This window comes from Pseudomonas sp. SW-3 (assembly GCF_016615645.1).
Classification (GTDB): domain Bacteria; phylum Pseudomonadota; class Gammaproteobacteria; order Pseudomonadales; family Pseudomonadaceae; genus Aquipseudomonas; species Aquipseudomonas mandelii.
The window spans coordinates 4,663,739-4,678,920 of the sequence record NZ_CP067098.1 but is presented as its reverse complement, the minus strand read 5'-3'; the positions used below and the strand labels follow the sequence as shown (position 1 = coordinate 4,678,920).

Here is a 15,182-nt window from a genome sequence, read left to right as displayed (position 1 = left end):
AAAACATGCGAATGGGCTTCAACTTGCAGCTCGCGGCTTGAAGCTTGCTGCTAAAAGGGAACCTTTTTTATGACTCAGAAATTCGACGTGGTAGTGATTGGCGCGGGCCCTGGCGGCTACGTGGCTGCCATTAAAGCAGCGCAACTGGGCCTCTCCACTGCCTGCATCGAGAAATACACCGACAAGGAAGGCAAACTGGCCCTCGGCGGTACTTGCCTGAACGTCGGCTGCATTCCATCCAAGGCGCTGCTGGACAGCTCCTGGAAGTACAAGGAAGCCAAAGAAGGCTTCGCGATCCACGGCATCAATCACGCTGGCGTGACCATGGACGTGGCGGCAATGGTTGGCCGTAAAGCCAACATCGTCAAAGGCCTGACCTCTGGCGTTGCCACCCTGTTCAAGGCGAACGGCGTCACTTCCCTGCAAGGCCACGGCAAGCTGCTGGCTGGCAAGAAAGTCGAGCTGACCAAGCCAGACGGCACCGTTGAAATCATCGAAGCCGAGAACGTGATTCTGGCTTCGGGCTCGCGTCCGATCGACATTCCACCGGCTCCGGTTGACCAGAACGTGATCGTCGATTCGACTGGCGCGCTGGAATTCCAATCCGTTCCCAAGCGTCTGGGCGTGATCGGCGCTGGCGTCATCGGTCTGGAGCTGGGTTCTGTCTGGTCGCGTCTGGGTTCGCAAGTGGTTGTCCTGGAAGCGCTGGAAAAGTTCCTGCCAGCCGCTGACGAAGCCGTTTCCAAAGAAGCCTTCAAGACCCTGACCAAACAAGGTCTGGACATCAAGCTGGGCGCTCGCGTTACCGGTTCCAAAGTGAACGGCGACGAAGTCGTGGTGAACTACACCGATGCCAACGGCGAACAGAACATCACCTTCGACAAGCTGATCGTTGCCGTTGGTCGCCGTCCAGTGACCACCGAACTGTTGGCTGCCGACAGCGGTGTGAACATCGACGAGCGCGGTTTCGTATTCGTTGACGACCAGTGCGCCACCAGCGTACCGGGCGTTTACGCGATCGGTGACGTGGTTCGCGGCATGATGCTGGCGCACAAGGCGTCCGAAGAAGGCATCATGGTGGTTGAGCGCATCAAGGGCCACAAAGCCCAAATCAACTATGACCTGATCCCGTCTGTTATTTATACTCACCCGGAAATCGCGTGGGTCGGCAAGACCGAGCAGGTATTGAAGGCTGAAGGCGTTGAAGTTAACGTTGGCACCTTCCCGTTCGCAGCCAGTGGCCGTGCCATGGCAGCCAACGACACCGGCGGTTTCGTGAAAGTCATTGCTGATGCCAAGACTGACCGCGTATTGGGCGTCCACGTGATTGGCCCGAGCGCTGCAGAACTGGTTCAGCAGGGCGCGATCGGCATGGAGTTCGGCACCAGCGCTGAAGACCTGGGCATGATGGTTTTCTCCCATCCGACCCTGTCTGAAGCCTTGCACGAAGCTGCTCTGGCTGTGAATGGCGGCGCCATCCACATCGCCAACCGCAAGAAGCGTTAAGACAATAAGAAACCACGGCGGTATGGCCCGTCGTGAGCCTTGCATGCAAGACTCACCGCGGAATATCCGCTGGACGCAGTCTTGCGTAGCTGCACCGGTTGTCCGGAAAGGCTACGCAAGCAGCAGTCACAGGTGGTGCGGCACTTGAACAAGTGCAGCACCGAATGCGCAGTACCTAACGAAGACGGTAATAAGCATGAATCTTCACGAGTATCAGGGTAAGCAGCTGTTCGCTGAGTACGGCCTGCCAGTATCCCAGGGTTTCGCAGTAGACACCCCGGAAGCAGCAGCAGAAGCTTGCGACAAAATCGGCGGCACCGAGTGGGTTGTCAAAGCCCAGGTCCACGCTGGTGGTCGCGGTAAAGCGGGCGGCGTAAAGCTGGTTCGCAGCAAAGAAGACGCCAAGGCATTCGCACAGCAGTGGCTGGGCAAGCGCCTGGTGACTTACCAGACTGACGCCAATGGCCAGCCAGTCACCAAGATCCTGGTTGAATCGTGCACTGATATCGCTAAAGAGCTGTACCTGGGCGCTGTCGTTGACCGTTCGAGCCGTCGCATCGTGTTCATGGCTTCCACCGAAGGTGGCGTGGACATCGAGAAAATCGCTCACGACACTCCAGAAAAAATTCTGAAAGCCACGATCGATCCACTGGTTGGCGCCCAGCCATTCCAGGGTCGCGAGCTGGCATTCCAGCTGGGTCTGGAAGGCAAGCAAGTTGCTCAGTTCGCCAAGATCTTCGTAGGTCTGGCCAAGCTGTTCAAGGATCACGACCTGGCTCTGCTGGAAGTGAACCCGCTGGTGATCAAGGCTGACGGCGATCTGCATTGCCTCGACGCCAAGATCAACATCGATGCCAACGCCATGTACCGTCAGCCTAAGCTGAAGACTTTCCACGATCCGTCGCAAGACGATCCGCGCGAAGCGCACGCTGCCAAGTTCGAACTGAACTACGTAGCGCTGGAAGGCAACATCGGTTGCATGGTCAACGGTGCTGGCCTGGCCATGGGTACCATGGACATCGTCAACCTGCATGGCGGCAAACCAGCCAACTTCCTCGACGTGGGCGGCGGTGCTACCAAAGAACGCGTTACCGAAGCGTTCAAGATCATCCTGTCCGACACTAACGTCGCTGCAGTATTGGTCAACATCTTCGGCGGCATCGTTCGTTGCGACATGATTGCCGAAGGCATCATCGGCGCTGTGAAAGAAGTCGGCGTGAAAATCCCGGTTGTTGTTCGCCTTGAAGGCAACAACGCTGAGCTGGGCGCTAAAGTACTGGCAGAAAGCGGTTTGAACATCATCGCTGCTACCAGCCTGACCGACGCTGCTCAACAAGTCGTTAAAGCTGCGGAGGGCAAATAATGAGCGTCCTGATCAATAAAGACACCAAAGTTATCTGCCAGGGTATTACCGGTTCGCAAGGTAGTTTCCACACCCAGCAAGCCATCGAATACGGCACCAAGATGGTTGGTGGTGTAACTCCAGGCAAAGGCGGCACCGAGCACCTGGGCCTGCCAGTGTTCAACACCGTGAAAGATGCTGTAGCTGCCACTGGCGCTACCGCCAGCGTGATCTACGTTCCGGCTCCTTTCTGCAAGGATTCGATCCTGGAAGCTGCTTTCGGCGGCATCAAGCTGATCGTCTGCATCACCGAAGGCATTCCTACCCTGGACATGCTGGACGCTAAAGTTAAGTGCGACGAGCTGGGCGTAGTCCTGATCGGTCCTAACTGCCCTGGCGTGATCACTCCAGGCGAATGCAAGATCGGCATCATGCCAGGTCACATTCACTTGCCAGGCAAGGTCGGTATCGTTTCCCGTTCCGGCACCCTGACCTACGAAGCTGTGAAGCAAACTACTGACGCCGGTTTCGGTCAGTCGACTTGCGTCGGCATCGGTGGTGACCCGATCCCGGGTTCGAACTTCATCGACATCCTGAAGCTGTTCCAGGAAGACCCGAAGACCGAAGCGATCGTCATGATCGGTGAGATCGGCGGTTCGGCTGAAGAAGAAGCGGCTGCCTACATCAAGGCACACGTGACCAAGCCGGTTGTTTCCTACATCGCTGGTGTGACTGCCCCTGCGGGCAAGCGCATGGGCCATGCTGGCGCAATCATCTCTGGCGGCAAAGGCACTGCAGACGAGAAGTTTGCTGCCCTGGAAGACGCAGGCGTTAAAACCGTGCGTTCGCTGGCAGACATCGGCAAGGCATTGTCCGAGCTGACCGGTTGGGCGATCAAATAAGCCTCGCGCTTAGCTGACGCTTCACCAAACAAAGGCCACCTTCGGGTGGCCTTTGTCGTTTCTGGTGTTTAGATATTTGCAGTGCTTTTTGTGGCGAGGGAGCTTGCTCCCGCTGGGCTGCGAAGCGGCCCCAAAACAGGCCGTCGAAGATTGTCCGGTACGCCGCATGCAATGGATTTACGACTGCTGCGCAGCCGAGCGGGAGCAAGTTCCCTCGCCACGGGGCTCTTCTTAGGTAAATTAGATATGTAAACGCGACACGGAAATGTCGCGTATCGGATAGATCGCCCCTTAACAGTGCGTTTGTCGGGCAAATTCGTTAGGCTAGCCGCCATTTTTGCGTTTGCGTCCCACAAGGAAGCGTCGCGCTAAACGGGTCAGTCCTATACGGACCGACAGCATTTCCCTCACCCCTCAGGGAAATCCCTCTCTAAATTCCGATTCAGTAGTGTGGTATTTCCTTAATGAAAGTCTTGAAAGGTCAGGACATCCTGGCACTTGGTTTTATGACGTTTGCCCTGTTTGTCGGGGCTGGCAACATCATCTTCCCGCCTATCGTCGGTTTGCAGTCCGGGCCCAATGTCTGGATGGCGGCGCTAGGCTTCTTGATCACGGCAGTCGGTTTGCCGGTGATCACCGTGGTTGCGTTGGCCAAGGTCGGTGGTGCGATGGATGCCTTGAGCAGCCCGATCGGCAAAATCGCCGGCGGCCTGCTGGCCGCTGCGTGCTACCTCGCGGTCGGCCCGCTGTTCGCCACGCCGCGTACCGCGACCGTATCGTTCGAAGTGGGTCTGGCGCCGCTGACCGGCGAAAGCCCGCTGGCGCTGTTCCTCTACAGCTCGGTGTACTTCCTGCTGGTGTTCTTCATTTCGCTCTATCCGGGCCGTTTGCTGGATACCGTAGGACGTTTCCTCGCCCCCCTGAAGATCATCGCCCTGGCCGCACTCGGCATCGCCGCATTTGCGCTGCCTGCCGGTGACATCGGCGTGGCGACGCCTGAGTATGTCGCGGCGCCGTTCTCCCAAGGGTTCATCAACGGTTACCTGACCATGGATACCCTTGGCGCGCTGGTGTTCGGCATCGTCATCGTCAACGCGATCCGCTCCCGTGGCGTCGAGTCACCAGCGCTGATCACCCGCTACGCGATCATTGCCGGGCTGATTGCCGGCGTGGGCCTGGCGCTGGTGTATGTCAGCCTGTTTCGTCTCGGTTCCGGCAGCCATGAAGTGGCGGCCGGTGCAGCCAACGGTGCCGCGGTGTTGCACGCCTATGTTCAGCACACCTTTGGTTCTTTGGGCAGCGGTTTCCTGGCGGTGCTGATCTCCCTGGCCTGTCTGGTCACGGCGGTCGGTCTGACGTGTGCATGCGCCGAATACTTCAGCCGTGTGCTGCCACTGTCCTACAAGACATTGGTCATCATCCTCGCCGTGTTCTCCCTGTTTGTGTCCAACCTGGGCCTTACCAAGCTGATTGCGTTCTCGATCCCGGTACTGACGGCGATTTACCCGCCGTGCATCGCCCTGGTAGCGCTGAGCTTCTGCAAAGACTTCTGGCATGAACAGGGCCGTATCGTTGGCCCCGTGATGTTGGTGTCGTTCATCTTCGGCATGATCGATGCGCTCAAGGGGGCGGGTCTGGCGGACTGGATGCCAGCTCAGCTGTCCCACCTGCCGCTGAGCGAGCAAGGTCTGGCGTGGCTGGTGCCGTCGGTGATGACCTTGGTGGTTGCGGTGGTTTGCGATCGTCTGCTGGGCAAGCGCGAAGAAGTGCTGGCTTAAGTTGCTTCATGGCCCGCCACAAGCGGGTCTTGAGTCTCTATAGAAATGCCCCGTATCAATCGATACGGGGCATTTTTTTATCACCAGTTACTACTCTCTGGTGGCTAGAAACCGCGCTACAGTCGCCCTGTCAAAAAAATACCGGCAATCACCCGAAGCAATGATTTTTTGATCGGGTTGCACAACCACCGACTTCCAGAACTCGTAATCTTTTCCAAAGCGGGTATTCAGAAAGCCTTCGTCGCCGAACGTGATGTCGAGTTTTCCCGTAGCCTCATAACGGGCGATCAGCGTACTCTCCCTGCTTCTCGCGCCTGACAGGCCAACGACGACAATTCCATGTGCAGGGTCTCCGCCAATGTCAGACCATGCGTTGGCTGCGCTTGATGGCAACTCGGACACCACCGCTTTGCCACCGTTGAAAACAAGATTCGGCCAACCATTTCCATTAAACGCTGCAAGCACTCCCCGGCGGCCGTTGCCCCAAACATCGTTCGGGGTTCGGTCCAACGAGCCAGTCACGAACGTACTGCCATCTTCGCGCAGTAACAGGCCTGAAAATACTGTATCGGCTTCGTCGATGCGGATTCTCGTGATGCCGCTCGTCCCAAAGGAATTGTCTGGAGTTCCATCAGCTTTGAAGCGGGCGACGATACCTTCGTTCTGAGGGCTAAAGCCTACGGAGCTGGATCCGACGACAGTAATGGCGCCATCAGCGGACGCGCCGACTGCATGGATGACGAAATCGACATTGATGCTGCCGCTTCCGTTAAATGACAGATCAAGTTTACCGTCTGGGTCGTATCGAAAGATGCTCATCCAACCCGCCATTATGATCTCGCCATTTGGACCGATTGCAGTGTTGGAGGTTGGTTGAGTCATTGAAAGATGGGGTCTGGTTGAAACGGCCAGGTTACTCAAGTGGGTTGGGTAGGGATTCAGTACCAGACCTTCATCGCCAAACGTGTCATCAGGTTTGCCGTTTTCGAGAAAGCGCGCGAAAGCAAGATACTCAATATCGTCGCGGTGTGTACCAATGACCAGGATCTTCCCATCTTTGTAAAGTTGGGCGCCGTGTAGAGAGGCCCGAGATCCAACCTTAAACCCGCCCTTGAGTATTCCGTCATCCGCAAAATCAGGATCCCGGCTGCCATTTTCCAGCAGTTGTACAAGCTGGAAGTCTTGATGACCTTCCCAGTAGACGCCGCCTGCCAGAAGTAACTTTTCGTCGGGTCTTCTGGAAATAATTTGCAGTGGGTCACTTCCTGCAGAAAATTGATAGGCTACGCCAGCCTCCCCAAAAAACGGATCAAGCCATTGTTCATCAGGAGCCGCGGCTGATTTTTTTTTGGGGCTGAGCATAGGAATTCTCCAGGTGCCGATTGATAAAGTTCAAGAGGCTACAAGCGATACCTTGGAGGCTAACCGGTAAAAATAAGGCTGAATAGCTGTCAAATATGACAGCTATTGATGATGTTCAATCGATAGAATTTAATGAAGTGCGCCCTTTTTCGACTTTGCATTGAACAAGCGCTTATGTAACGTTGAACGCGAGAGGTAGTGGTTGCCTTGCACAGCCAATTCGTATTGAAAACTCAGCTTCAGCCCACGTTTAAGGACCTGCATGTCGTTCATCCACGCCAATATCATCCACATCGTTGCCGCGCTGTGGTTTGTCATCTGCTGGGGCGGTTACACCCGCTATGCCTCATGGAAGGGCCGCGACACCGCATGCCTGGCCAGTGTGCTGCACCTGTACCGTGAAGACTGGATGCGCCGCATGCTCTTGCGCGACAACCGCATCGCCGACGCCAGCGTGGTCGGCAACCTGGAGCGTAACGCCTCGTTCTTTGCCTCCAGCACGCTGATTATCCTGGCTGGCATTCTCACCGTACTCGGTGCGTCGGAACGGGCCGTGTCGTTGCTGGCGGATATTCCGATGGTGCAACAGGCGTCGCAGGGGATGTCCGAGATCAAGTTACTGTGCCTGGCGCTGGTGTTTGTCTATGCGTTCTTCACCTTCAGCTGGTGCATGCGCCAGTACAACTTCGCCGCCATTTTGATCGGGTCGGCGCCGATGATTGGCGAACGTCACGTGTCCGAACAAGAGCGCAAAGCCTTCGCCGCCCGAGCCGCCCGGGTAATTTCCATGGCGGCCAACCAGTTCAACTTTGGCCTGCGTTCTTACTACTTTGGCATGACCATGCTGGCCTGGTTCGTCAGCCCATGGCTGTTCATGTTGATGAGTGCTGGCGTGGTGCTGGTGTTGTATCGCCGGGAGTTTCATTCCGACGTTCTCGATGTGATGGTCTATACCCCTACAGAGGCGCCATTGCCCGAAGCCAATAAAGAGGCCGCTTGATGAGTATTCCGTTCTGGTGCGTGTTTATCAGCGCCTTGCTGATCTACGTGGCCCGCATGCCCGTGACCAAGGCCATGAAAGAGCAGGGCGGTTACAACAATCACCTGCCGCGTCAGCAACAGGCGCAACTCACAGGTTTCGGCGCCCGTGCAGTGGCGGCGCATCAAAACAGCTTCGAGGCGTTCATATTGTTTGCGGTGGGGGTGTTGATGGCGCACACCACGCAGACGGCGGGGTGGCTGATCGATTCGCTGGCCATCATCTTTGTGATTTCCCGAATCATTTATTTACTGTGCTATTGGGCGGATCTTGCCTGGCAGCGCAGCCTGGTATGGATCGTCGGACTAGTGTGTTCGTTGCTGTTGATGATTAGTCCGACTTTTAGAACTGTTTTGCTCTGACGGGCCGAATGACAGGCAAAAGAAAACCCGCACTTGGCGGGTTTTCTTTTATCACGCTAAAAACGATTTTAGTTTTTAGGTGCTTCTTCTTTTGCTGCGGCTTCGTTCGATTCGGCCTGAGCTTTGGCAGCTTCGGCGTTTTCTTTCGCAGCGTCGTTCACTTTATCCTGAGCTTTGTTCATGTCTTGCTGGGCTTGCTCAGCATGTTGGTTAGCATCTTGAGCTTTGTCCTCGGATTTTTTATCGCAAGCAGCGAGACCGAGGGAAGCGGTCAACATCAAGGCAATAGCTAAAGTCTTACGCATGGGGTGTATCTCCTTATGGAAAATATCTACTGGCCTTTCGAGCACAGCCCTCAGGGTTAAGTTCCTCAAATCGTTCAGATATATAAGAATATTCCTGCGGGAACTTTTACGAATACGCCGAATACGATTTCCGACTATTAAGAAGAGTGTTTATCACATGGCCGAAAACCCCGTTTTTGAGCGCGCGACGCGATTTCTTTCGGCACTCAGGCATTGTCAGGTGCTGGGTTTGCGGGTTCATAGCGCCAGCAACGAAGGGCTGACGGTCATCCTGCCGTACAGCCCGCAAATCGTCGGCAACCCGCAGACCGGTGTGATCCATGGCGGGGCTTTGACCTCGCTGATGGACACCGCGTGTGGCATGTCGACCCTCTGCGTCCTGCCCGAATTTGAAGTCTGCCCGACCCTCGATTTGCGCATCGACTACATGCACGCCGCCGAGCCGCATAAGGATGTCTACGGTTTCGCCCAATGCTACCGGGTGACCACCGACGTGATCTTCGCCCGAGGCTTTGCCTACCAGGACGATCCCGAGCAGCCCATCGCCCATGTCGTCGGCACGTTCATGCGCATGGGCAAAGCCGTCAAAGGCGCCAAGGGTTTTGGCGGTGCAATCGCCGGAGGTGCGAAATGACTGACTCTTTCAAGGAGCAACTCCAGCAAGCCCACGCGCAGGGGGACTATGCCTCGCTGCTGCACCTGCTGCCTTACGCCAAACTGATCGGCATCGAGTGTTCCCGTGTCGGGGATGAGCTGCTGTTTCGCTTGCCGGCCAACAAGGACAACATTGGTAACCCTTTACTGCCGGCCATCCATGGCGGGGTGATCGCCGGGTTCATGGAGCTGTCCGCAGCGCTGCACCTGCTGATTTTCACCGGCTCGCCCGGTGTACCGAAGATCATCGATTTCTCCCTCGACTACCTGCGAGCCGGGCAGTTTCGCGATACCTGGGCCAAATGTCAGGTTTGCCGCCAGGGCCGACGCGTGGCAAACGTGGCGATTACAGCCTGGCAAACCACCGAAGCCGAGCCGATTGCCACCGCCCGCGGTCATTTCAAAATTGAAGAGCCCTTGAAATCCTGAACTCAGCCCCAAACTCTGATGACAACCCGCCGCCGACCCTTCAGGTCGCGGCCACTGCCATCTGATTGGAGTTTGATGACCATGAGTGTGGAAACTCAAAAGGAAACCCTGGGCTTCCAGACCGAGGTGAAGCAACTGCTGCACCTCATGATCCATTCGCTGTATTCCAACAAGGAAATTTTCCTTCGCGAATTGATCTCGAACGCCTCTGACGCTGTCGACAAATTACGTTTCGAAGCCCTGTCCAAGCCTGAACTGCTGGAAGGTGGCGCCGAACTGAAAATCCGTGTGAGCTTCGACAAGGACGCCAAGACCGTCACCCTCGAAGACAACGGCATCGGCATGAGCCGTGAAGACGCGATTACCCACCTGGGGACCATCGCCAAATCCGGCACTGCTGATTTCATGAAACACCTGTCTGGCGATCAGAAGAAAGACTCGCACCTGATCGGTCAGTTTGGTGTCGGTTTCTACTCGGCCTTCATCGTCGCTGACAAAGTTGACGTGTTCAGCCGTCGTGCCGGTTCTGCTGCCAGCGAAGGCGTGCATTGGTCGTCCAAAGGTGAAGGCGATTTTGAAGTTGCCACCGTTGAGAAAGCCGAGCGCGGCACCCGTATCGTCCTGCACCTGAAATCCGGTGAAGACGAATTCGCCGATGGCTGGCGTCTGCGCAACATCATCAAGAAGTACTCCGACCACATCGCTCTGCCGATCGAGTTGCCGAAAGAAGTGGCAGCTGTCGAAGGTGAAGAGAAGCCTGCAGTTGAATGGGAAACCGTCAACCGCGCTAGCGCCCTGTGGACTCGTCCTCGCACCGAGATCAAGGACGAGGAATACCAGGAGTTCTACAAACACATCGCTCATGACTTCGAAAATCCGCTGAGCTGGAGCCATAACAAGGTCGAAGGCAAGCTCGAATACAGCTCGCTGCTGTACGTGCCGACCCGTGCTCCGTTCGATCTGTACCAGCGTGAAGCGCCGAAAGGCCTGAAGCTGTATGTACAGCGCGTATTCGTGATGGACCAGGCCGAGTCGTTCCTGCCGCTGTACCTGCGCTTCATCAAAGGCGTGGTCGATTCCAACGACCTGTCGCTGAACGTGTCGCGGGAAATCCTGCAGAAGGACCCGATCATCGACTCCATGAAGTCGGCGCTGACCAAGCGCGTTCTGGACATGCTGGAAAAACTGGCGAAGAACGAGCCTGAGCAATACAAAGGCTTCTGGAAGAACTTCGGCCAGGTCATGAAAGAAGGCCCGGCAGAAGACTTCGCCAACAAAGAGAAAATCGCTGGCCTGCTGCGTTTCGCCTCCACTCAGGGTGAAGAAGGCGAGCAGGTTGTGGGTCTGGCCGAGTACCTGGCGCGCGCCAAGGAAGGTCAGGACAAGATCTACTACCTGACCGGCGAAACCTACGCGCAAGTCAAGAACAGCCCGCACCTGGAAGTCTTCCGCAAGAAAGGCATCGAAGTGCTGCTGCTGACCGACCGCATTGATGAGTGGCTGATGAGCTACCTCAGCGACTTCGACGGCAAGAGCTTTGTCGACGTGGCGCGCGGTGACCTGGACCTGGGCAACCTGGATTCGGAAGAAGACAAGAAAGCCGCGGAAGAAGTTGCCAAGTCCAAAGAGGGCCTGGTTGAGCGTCTGAAAACTGCACTGGGCGAATCCGTCGCTGAAGTACGGGTTTCCCACCGTCTGACCGATTCCCCGGCGATCCTGGCCATCGGCGAGCAGGACCTGGGCATGCAGATGCGTCAGATCCTCGAAGCCAGCGGTCAGAAGGTTCCGGATTCGAAGCCGATCTTCGAATTCAACCCGGCTCACCCGCTGATCGAGAAACTCGACAACGAGCAGAGCGACGAGCGCTTCGGCGACCTGTCGCACATTCTCTTCGATCAGGCGGCACTGGCAGCCGGCGACAGCTTGAAAGACCCGGCCGCGTATGTGCGCCGCCTCAACAAGCTGCTGGTTGAACTGTCGGTTTAACCGAGTTGTAAAAAAACCCGCTTCGGCGGGTTTTTTCATTCTGGTGTCTTTTACTGGGAGTTAGTCATGAGCCAAATCACTGTTCGTTCCGTCGCTTATCAGCATGATGGCCAGTCGTATGAAAGCCGTCTGGCGTTCGATGCCGACCACAAAGGCCCGCGTCCCGGTCTGTTGATGGCGCCGAACTGGATGGGTGTCAGCGCCGGTGCCGAGGAGATCGCCAAATCGGTGGCGGCCAAGGGTTATGTGGTGTTGATCGCCGACCTGTACGGCCAGTCGGTGCGTCCACAGAATGGCGACGAGGCGGGTGCAGCGATGATGCCCCTGAAGAACGACCGCGCCTTGCTGCGCAAGCGCATGCAAGCGGCGTTCGAACAGTTGCAAGGGCAGGGCGAGGCGGCGGTTGATACCTCGAAACTGGCGACCTTCGGTTTCTGCTTCGGCGGTTGCTGCGCACTGGAACTGGCCCGCACGGGGGCGCCGGTAAAAGCGGCGGTTTCGTTCCATGGCACGCTGGATACGCCGAACGTCAACGATGCTAAAACCATCAAGGGCTCGGTGCTGGTGTTGCACGGTGCATCCGACCCGCTGGTGCCGAAAGAGCAATTGCCGGCGTTTGAAGAGGAAATGAATGCGGCGGGCGTGGATTGGCAACTGCTGAGTTACGGCGGCGCGGTGCATTCGTTTACTGACCCGCATGCGAATGTGCCGGGCAAGATGATGTATGACGCGAAGACGGCGGCTCGGGCGTTTACGTCGATGCACAATCTGCTGGATGAAGTTTTTAAAGACTGATAGCTGATTCCGCCCTGACACTTTCGGTGTCAGGGCCGACCTCATCGCGAGCAGGCTCACTCCTACAATTGGAATGCATTCTCCCTTGTAGGAGTGAGCCTGCTCGCGATGGCGGTGTTACTGCTACCGACGATGCTAAGGCAGCTCGATCCGCTCGCTTTCCCCCGGCACCGTCGGCCAATCCCCAGCCGCCCAGCGTCGTCGCGCTTCATCGATCGCCGCCGGATCGCTCGCCACAAAATTCCAGTTGATTCGCCGCGGCCCGTCCAGCGGTGCCCCGCCAAACAGCACGGCATGACAGTCGCTCTCGGCGAACAACGTCATTTCCTCTCCGGCAGGCAGCACCACCAGCGCATGCGGCTCCAGCAGCTCGCCATCAAGCTGTGCGTCGCCGCTGAGCACGTACAGTGCCCGCTCTTCATGCTCGGTCGGGATCAGCAAGGTGGTCGCCGTTTGCAGGTTCAATTCCGCATACAGCGTAGGAGAAAGCACCGGCACCGGCGATTCCAGGCAAAAGCCTGACCCGGCAATCATGCGGATCTTCACGCCAAGGTTATCGCTGACCGGCAACGTCGCCGCCGGATGATGGCTGTAGTGGCCGGGCCCCTGTTCCTGCGTCTTGGGGGAGGCGAGCCAAACCTGCAAACCGTGCATCGTGAAGCCGCTTTCCTTCAAGGTTTCAGGCGTGCGTTCAACGTGAGCAATTGCACTGCCCGCCGTCATCCAGCTGACATCGCCAGCATCGACCACCTGATCGGAGCCGAGGCTGTCCTTGTGCTGGATTTTTCCTTCGAACAAATACGTGAGGGTGGACAGGCCAATGTGCGGGTGCTGACGGATGTTCATGCCTGTTCCCGCCGCATAACGGGTTTCGAGCATGTGGTCGAAAAAGACGAAAGGCCCGACGCTGCGGCATTTGGCTGACGGCAGCGGGCGCAGAATCGGTTGGCCCTCGACATCTTCGGCGCGAGGGCGGATCACGAGTGGCGTGTTCATGGTGCATTCCAGGCTGAGCGGGTGACGCGTGGAGCATAACCCGCTTGCGCAGCCCTTGCCGCTATTGGCTGAAGGCACCCTCGGAGAGATGGGTTTCGATGCTCACCTCGGTGCTGGTCATCAGCTTGTGTACCGGGCAGCGGTCCGCCACGCGGTGCAACTCGTCGCGCTGGGCGTCGGTGAGCACGCCCTTGAGGGTCAGTTTGACGTGCAGGGCATATTTGCCTTTCTGCTCTTCGCTGTTGTCACGTTTGACTTCAACCGTGACGCCGGTCAGCGGAATGTCTTTCTTCTTTGCGTACAGCTTCAGTGTCAGGGCCTTGCAGGCACCCAGGGCCGCGTCGAAGTAGTCGTGTGGCTCAGGGGCCGAGCCTTCGCCGCCAGACGTGGTCGGCACATCGGCAAAAAGCTCGTGGTCATCGATCTGGACACTGTGGCGAAAACCTTCGGCGGAAACGGTATTGACGGTAACGGTCATTGGGAGCCTCCCAGGCTAAAAAGTCATTCGATCAAAATAGACCTCGAAGTTATAGAGCATTCCTGATGATGCGCGTTCCACTTTCTTACCGGCTGAACCGTCTTGAGTGTGCAAAGGTCTACGTCTTTCCTGCCCCCGGAGAATGCCCGTGCCCCTGTTCCGTTTGAGCCTTGCCTGTTTGCTGGTGCTATCCAGTGCTTACGTCAATGCACGCGAATACGCCTACAGCGATGCGCACCTGCATTACGTGGACTTTTTTCAGGAAACCGCCGGCATGCCGACATTGCTCAAGGCCATGGACGACAATGCCATTGATCATGTGATGATTTCCGGGATCCCGGTGGCGAAGAAATGGCACGAAGACGAACCGAAGCGCCCGCGCTATTACGCCGGTGATGACGCCGATGCCTATTGGTACAGCGCGACGGATGTGATCGTCGCGGCAGCGGTAAACAAATTGACCCCCGAGCAGCGTCAGCGCTTTCACCCGTTCCTGTCCGGTTTCAACCCCAACGACAAAAACTCCGCAGCGCACATCCAGCGAATGCTCGATCTCAATCCGGGGCTGTGGCAGGGGATCGGCGAAGTGTTTACCCGGCATGATGACCTGACCGCGCTGACCGCTGGCGACACGCCACGGGCCAACAACGAAGCGATGACGCGGATCTATCACCTCGCGGCGGAGAACGACTTGCCGGTGATGCTGCACTCCAACATCACCTCCAAGCGTGAGAAAAATCCGCTGTACCTGTCGGAAGTCGAGGAGCCGTTGCGTAATCATCCGCATACACGATTCATTTGGGCGCACGCAGGCACCAGCGCCGAGGTCCATCGGCATCAAACCCGACTGGATTTTCTGTTGCCGACCCTGAGTCGAATGCTCGAGGCCTACCCCAATCTGTACATCGACCTGTCCTGGAGCATGCTGACGCCATACCTGCTGGATGAGCAGGGCAAGCCTTCTGAAGCCTGGCTGGGGCTGGTGGAGCGCTTCCCGGATCGCTTCATGCTCGGCTCTGATGTGGTGGGACGTTTCAACAAGCTGGGTAAGGAAATGCGCAGCTTCGACCCGTTTCTCGACGCCTTGCCTGAGCAGGTGGCGAGAAAAGTCGCGCGGGACAATTTTCTGTCGATTCTGCCGCGCAACCGTTAAGGCTGCGACGCTACCGGTTGGCTGCGCACGGTTGCGGATAGCGCATTCCCTGCCTATGTTCCTTGCGAGGCATTACTGGTGACTGGCGCACGAAG

Annotated in this window: 15 protein-coding genes; 11 read left to right on the top strand and 4 right to left on the bottom strand. The window is 57.1% G+C overall.

Features of this window, described 5'->3' with window-relative positions:
• Positions 1-69: 69 nt before the first annotated feature.
• The 4 genes from lpdA to brnQ all read left to right on the top strand — a co-directional run bounded on the left by lpdA (position 70) and on the right by brnQ (position 5,528).
• Positions 70-1,506: a dihydrolipoyl dehydrogenase gene (gene lpdA / locus JIO00_RS20980; protein WP_077749772.1), complete on the top strand. Its 1,437-nt coding sequence runs from the start codon at positions 70-72 to the stop codon at positions 1,504-1,506.
• 196 nt (positions 1,507-1,702) lie between these two features.
• Positions 1,703-2,869: an ADP-forming succinate--CoA ligase subunit beta gene (sucC, locus tag JIO00_RS20975; protein ID WP_008148602.1), complete on the top strand. Its 1,167-nt coding sequence runs from the start codon at positions 1,703-1,705 to the stop codon at positions 2,867-2,869.
• Positions 2,869-3,750, top strand: coding sequence for a succinate--CoA ligase subunit alpha (gene sucD / locus JIO00_RS20970; protein WP_008148605.1), 882 nt, complete (start codon positions 2,869-2,871; stop codon positions 3,748-3,750). The genes sucC and sucD overlap by 1 nt, the downstream gene beginning before the upstream one ends.
• Before the next feature lie 464 nt (positions 3,751-4,214).
• Entirely contained in the window at positions 4,215-5,528 is a 1,314-nt protein-coding gene (gene brnQ / locus JIO00_RS20965; protein ID WP_010456842.1) for a branched-chain amino acid transport system II carrier protein, read from the top strand.
• Positions 5,529-5,618: 90 nt separating this feature from the next.
• Here the strand turns inward: brnQ and JIO00_RS20960 are convergent, their stop codons facing one another.
• Positions 5,619-6,890 carry a hypothetical protein gene (locus JIO00_RS20960; protein ID WP_200666774.1) on the bottom strand — a complete coding sequence of 424 codons (1,272 nt, stop codon included), beginning with the start codon at positions 6,888-6,890 and terminating at the stop codon, positions 5,619-5,621.
• Positions 6,891-7,152: 262 nt separating this feature from the next.
• On the opposite strand from JIO00_RS20960, the gene JIO00_RS20955 reads away from it, so the two are divergent.
• Together JIO00_RS20955 and JIO00_RS20950 are read left to right on the top strand one after the other, a co-directional pair.
• Positions 7,153-7,890, top strand: coding sequence for a DUF599 domain-containing protein (locus JIO00_RS20955; RefSeq protein ID WP_010456838.1), 738 nt, complete (start codon positions 7,153-7,155; stop codon positions 7,888-7,890).
• The gene (locus tag JIO00_RS20950) at positions 7,890-8,291 is read left to right on the top strand and encodes an MAPEG family protein (protein WP_010456836.1); all 402 of its coding nucleotides are present in this window, start codon (positions 7,890-7,892) and stop codon (positions 8,289-8,291) included. Before JIO00_RS20955 ends, JIO00_RS20950 begins: the two co-directional genes overlap by 1 nt.
• A gap of 68 nt (positions 8,292-8,359) precedes the next feature.
• Here the strand turns inward: JIO00_RS20950 and JIO00_RS20945 are convergent, their stop codons facing one another.
• The gene (locus JIO00_RS20945) at positions 8,360-8,596 is read right to left on the bottom strand and encodes a hypothetical protein (protein ID WP_102595532.1); all 237 of its coding nucleotides are present in this window, start codon (positions 8,594-8,596) and stop codon (positions 8,360-8,362) included.
• A 157-nt stretch (positions 8,597-8,753) separates the two neighbouring features.
• Between JIO00_RS20945 and JIO00_RS20940 the strand changes: the two genes are divergently transcribed.
• From JIO00_RS20940 to JIO00_RS20925, 4 genes are all read left to right on the top strand, one after another.
• On the top strand, positions 8,754-9,230 hold the full coding sequence (locus JIO00_RS20940) for a PaaI family thioesterase (protein ID WP_077749774.1): 477 nt from the start codon (positions 8,754-8,756) through the stop codon (positions 9,228-9,230).
• Complete coding sequence (locus JIO00_RS20935) at positions 9,227-9,679, top strand: PaaI family thioesterase (protein WP_010456830.1); 453 nt, start codon at positions 9,227-9,229, stop codon at positions 9,677-9,679. The genes JIO00_RS20940 and JIO00_RS20935 overlap by 4 nt, the downstream gene beginning before the upstream one ends.
• Positions 9,680-9,760: 81 nt before the next feature.
• Positions 9,761-11,665 (top strand): molecular chaperone HtpG, encoded by a 1,905-nt coding sequence (gene htpG / locus JIO00_RS20930; protein ID WP_102595537.1) that lies wholly within the window; start codon positions 9,761-9,763, stop codon positions 11,663-11,665.
• Between the two features lie 66 nt (positions 11,666-11,731).
• On the top strand, positions 11,732-12,460 hold the full coding sequence (locus JIO00_RS20925; RefSeq protein ID WP_200666772.1) for a dienelactone hydrolase family protein: 729 nt from the start codon (positions 11,732-11,734) through the stop codon (positions 12,458-12,460).
• A gap of 135 nt (positions 12,461-12,595) precedes the next feature.
• On the opposite strand, the gene JIO00_RS20920 is transcribed toward JIO00_RS20925, so the two are convergent.
• Positions 12,596-13,456 carry a pirin family protein gene (locus tag JIO00_RS20920; RefSeq protein WP_083376012.1) on the bottom strand — a complete coding sequence of 287 codons (861 nt, stop codon included), beginning with the start codon at positions 13,454-13,456 and terminating at the stop codon, positions 12,596-12,598.
• Between the two features lie 61 nt (positions 13,457-13,517).
• A complete protein-coding gene (locus JIO00_RS20915) occupies positions 13,518-13,934 on the bottom strand; it encodes an OsmC family protein (RefSeq protein WP_010456822.1) in 417 nt (138 codons plus the stop codon).
• A gap of 142 nt (positions 13,935-14,076) precedes the next feature.
• Here JIO00_RS20915 and JIO00_RS20910 point away from each other — a divergent pair, with 142 nt between their 5' ends.
• Entirely contained in the window at positions 14,077-15,087 is a 1,011-nt protein-coding gene (locus tag JIO00_RS20910) for an amidohydrolase family protein (protein ID WP_010456819.1), read from the top strand.
• Positions 15,088-15,182: the final 95 nt, after the last annotated feature.